Source organism: Romboutsia sp. (assembly GCF_035470145.1).
Taxonomy (GTDB): Bacteria; Bacillota; Clostridia; order Peptostreptococcales; family Peptostreptococcaceae; genus Romboutsia_D.
Genome location: NZ_DATIRC010000150.1, coordinates 1 through 3,386, shown reverse-complemented (window position 1 = coordinate 3,386; position 3,386 = coordinate 1). Strand labels below are relative to the sequence as shown.

Genomic DNA, 3,386 nt, shown 5'->3' with positions numbered 1-3,386 from the left:
CAATGTTTATAAACTACATTATCAATAATCTAGTAAATATAATTAAATTTTATATTTATAATATTGAAAATACGAAATTGTACGTTTAAATATAAAAACATATGATAATTATAAGAAATTACAAAAAGTCTGAGTTTAAATTTAAATAGACCATAATAGATATCGGATATTAAGTATAATATGTATACTTATATCCGATATTTTATTATGAAAATAATGTCTCATTGACAGGGATTGAAATTCATGTAAAATTAAAAGAAAACGATTATTCATAAAATTCTATAAGGAGGAACATAAAGATGCGTAGTTTTGTAGAGTTTAAAAATGTAAGAAAAAGCTATGACATGGGTTCGGTAGTTATTAAAGCAGTTGACGATGTTTCTTTTTCCATAGATAAGGGAGAGCTTGTTATTGTTCTTGGGGCCAGTGGTGCGGGAAAATCAACAATACTTAATCTTTTAGGTGGTATGGATCATGTAACTGAAGGAAGCATATTTGTAGATGGCAATGAAATAAGCAAGTATAATAAAAAGCTACTTACAAAATATAGACGTGAAGATATAGGGTTTGTGTTTCAATTTTATAATTTAGTTCAGAATTTGAATGCAATGGAAAATGTGGAGCTTGCAGTGGAAATATGCAAAGACTCTATGGACCCTGTAGATGTACTTAAAAGTGTTGGGCTTAAAGACAGGCTTTACAATTTTCCTGCACAGCTTTCTGGGGGAGAGCAGCAAAGGGTATCTATAGCAAGAGCTATTGCAAAAAATCCTAAACTGCTTCTTTGTGATGAACCTACAGGAGCATTGGATTATAATACGGGAAAATCAATATTAAAACTATTATCAGATACAGCAAAAATGTACAATATGACCATTATTGTTATTACTCATAATTCTGCAATAGCACCAATAGCTGATAAAATAATTACTGTGAAAAGTGGAAAAATAGCAAGTGTTGAAAAGAATGAAAATCCTGTTTCAATAGAAAGCATAGAGTGGTAATTATGAATAAGGCATTTTTAAAGAATTTATTTAGAGATATAAAAAAGTCTCTTTCAAGGTTTTTATCAATAGTTATAATCATTGCAGTTGGCGTAGCTTTTTATGCAGGTGTTAGAGCTACGAGTCCTGATATGAAGTTGTCTGGAGATTCATATTTTAGAAAAAATAATCTTATGGATTTTAAGCTAGTTTCTACTCTGGGACTTACTAAGGATGATTTAGCGGAGGTTCAAAAACAAAATGGTGTAACACAAGCTGAGGGGTCTTACTCTATAGATGCAGTGATAGAAAAAGATAAACGTCAGCTAGTGCTAAATATCAACTCACTGCCTGATAAAAATGGTATTAACGATATAAGAATGATCAGGGGCAAAAGAGCAGAGAATGCAAATGAAGCTGTAGTTGAGGAAAGGTTCTTTGAAAAAAACAAACTAAAGCTAAATGATAAGATAGTGCTTAAGTCAGGAAATGACAACAGTATAGAAGATAGCTTGAAAAACAATGAATTTAAGATTGTAGGGACGGCAAAATCGCCATTATATGTTTCGGAGCAAAGACAGCTTAGTTCTGTTGGAAATGGTAATGTAAGAGGATTTGTATATATACTTCCTGAAGTTTTCAAGAGTGAAGCTTATACAGAAATATATGTAAGAACTGAAAACACAGAGTCAAATAATAGTCTTTTAAATAATGAAAGTTATAAAGAAAAGACTAGTAATATAGAAAAGGCTCTTAAGGACCTTGGATTATCTAGAAATGAAATAAGATATGCTGAAGTTTTAAAGACTGGTAATGATAAGCTAGCACAAGCACAAGATAAATTAGACAGTTCTAAGAAAGAAGCAGCAGAGAAGTTTGCTGATGGATATAAGCAGTTAGATGCTGCTAGAGATAAAATTGCTAAAGGTAAGGTAGAACTTAGAAAAAATGAGGTTCTTTTTAATCAAAAGATGGTAGAGGGTACTAAACAGATAGAGGATGGAAAAAAACAGATTTTATCTGGAGAAAATGAAATAAATATAAAGCAAAAGGAGATTGAAAGTGGAAAACTTCAAATTGCGAAGGGGAAAAAGCAGCTTGATGAGGGTGAAGCACAATTAACTAAAGGTAAGCAGCAGGCAGCAGATGAAATTTCCTCGGCAATAGCCAAAGAGGTAGAGAAAGCAAAAAAACAGCTTGAGTCCGATCCAAGTAATCCAATATATATTTATCAGTATAATTCAATAAATCAACTTTACGAAAAAGATATCAAGGGAAAAGACTTTGATAGCATGTACAGTGCCTTAAAGAATGATAATATGTTAGGAAATATTAAGGCTTACTTTGACATAGAAGCTTTAAAAAACGACTTCGACAAGTCAGCAAACGAGATAAATAGTGCAAGACAACAGTTGGCTAGCGAGGAGAAGTTACTTAAAGAGGGTGAAGCTAAACTTAATTATGGTATAAAAGAACTTGAAGCAAGTAAGAAAAAAATTTCTGATGCTGAAGTAGCGTTAACTAAGGGAAGACAAGAAGGATTAGCAAAGCTTAATAGTGGAAGAAAAGAATTAGAAGAAGGACAAAAAGAAATAGATTCAAATACTAAAAAATTAAAATTAGAAGAAGAAAAGGCAAATGCTAAGATTAAGGATGCAGAGGCTAAAATCCAGAAGAACAGAGACAAGCTTAATGATATTAAAAAGCCTGACTGGTATGTGCTGGGAAGATCTGAAAATGTAGGCTATGAAAGCTATAGACAGGACAGTGACAGAATTGACAATATAGGGAAGGCTTTTCCGTTAGTATTTTTCTTGGTGGCATCACTGGTAAGTCTTACTACAATGACTAGAATGGTTCAGGAAAAGAGAATAGAAATAGGTACCTTCAAGGCTTTAGGATATTCCACAGCTGCAATAGTATCTCACTATCTTATATATGCACTTTCTGCAAGTGCTATTGGAAGTATTATTGGTATTTCAATTGGATTTAGATTATTTCCACCATTTATAATGAATGCTTATAGCTCCCTTTATGATATTGCTGAATCAGTAACACCTTTTAATACAAGTCTTGCCCTGCAGGCATCTTTAGTAGCTATATTTTTCACAGCTACAGCAGCAGTGGCATCAACTTTGGATGAATTAAGAGAGGTTCCAGCTTCTTTGATGAGACCAAAACCGCCTAAATCAGGTAAAAAAATATTCTTAGAGAGAATTAATTTTATATGGAAAAGGCTCAGCTTTACAAAGAAGGTTACTGCAAGAAATATATTTAGATATAAGCAAAGACTGTTTATGACTGTTATAGGTATTGCTGCCTGTACAGGATTAATGATAACAGGATTTGGTCTGAAAGAAGGAGTAGTTGGCGCAACAGAAGTTCAATTTGGTAAAATTTATA

General features: G+C 32.4%; 2 protein-coding genes. Both read left to right on the top strand.

Features of this window, described 5'->3' with window-relative positions:
• Positions 1–299: 299 nt before the first annotated feature.
• Positions 300–1,004, top strand: coding sequence for an ABC transporter ATP-binding protein (locus tag VLM92_RS05865; protein ID WP_325275414.1), 705 nt, complete (start codon positions 300–302; stop codon positions 1,002–1,004).
• A 2-nt stretch (positions 1,005–1,006) separates the two neighbouring features.
• Positions 1,007–3,386, top strand: a 2,380-nt coding sequence (locus VLM92_RS05860) for an FtsX-like permease family protein (RefSeq protein WP_325275413.1), incomplete at its 3' end; no start/stop codon positions are given.

Coding starts and splice junctions, on each gene's coding strand:
- VLM92_RS05865 (WP_325275414.1), top strand. CDS start 300: ATGCGTAGTTTTGTAGAGTTTAAAAATGTAAGAAAAAGCTATGACATG.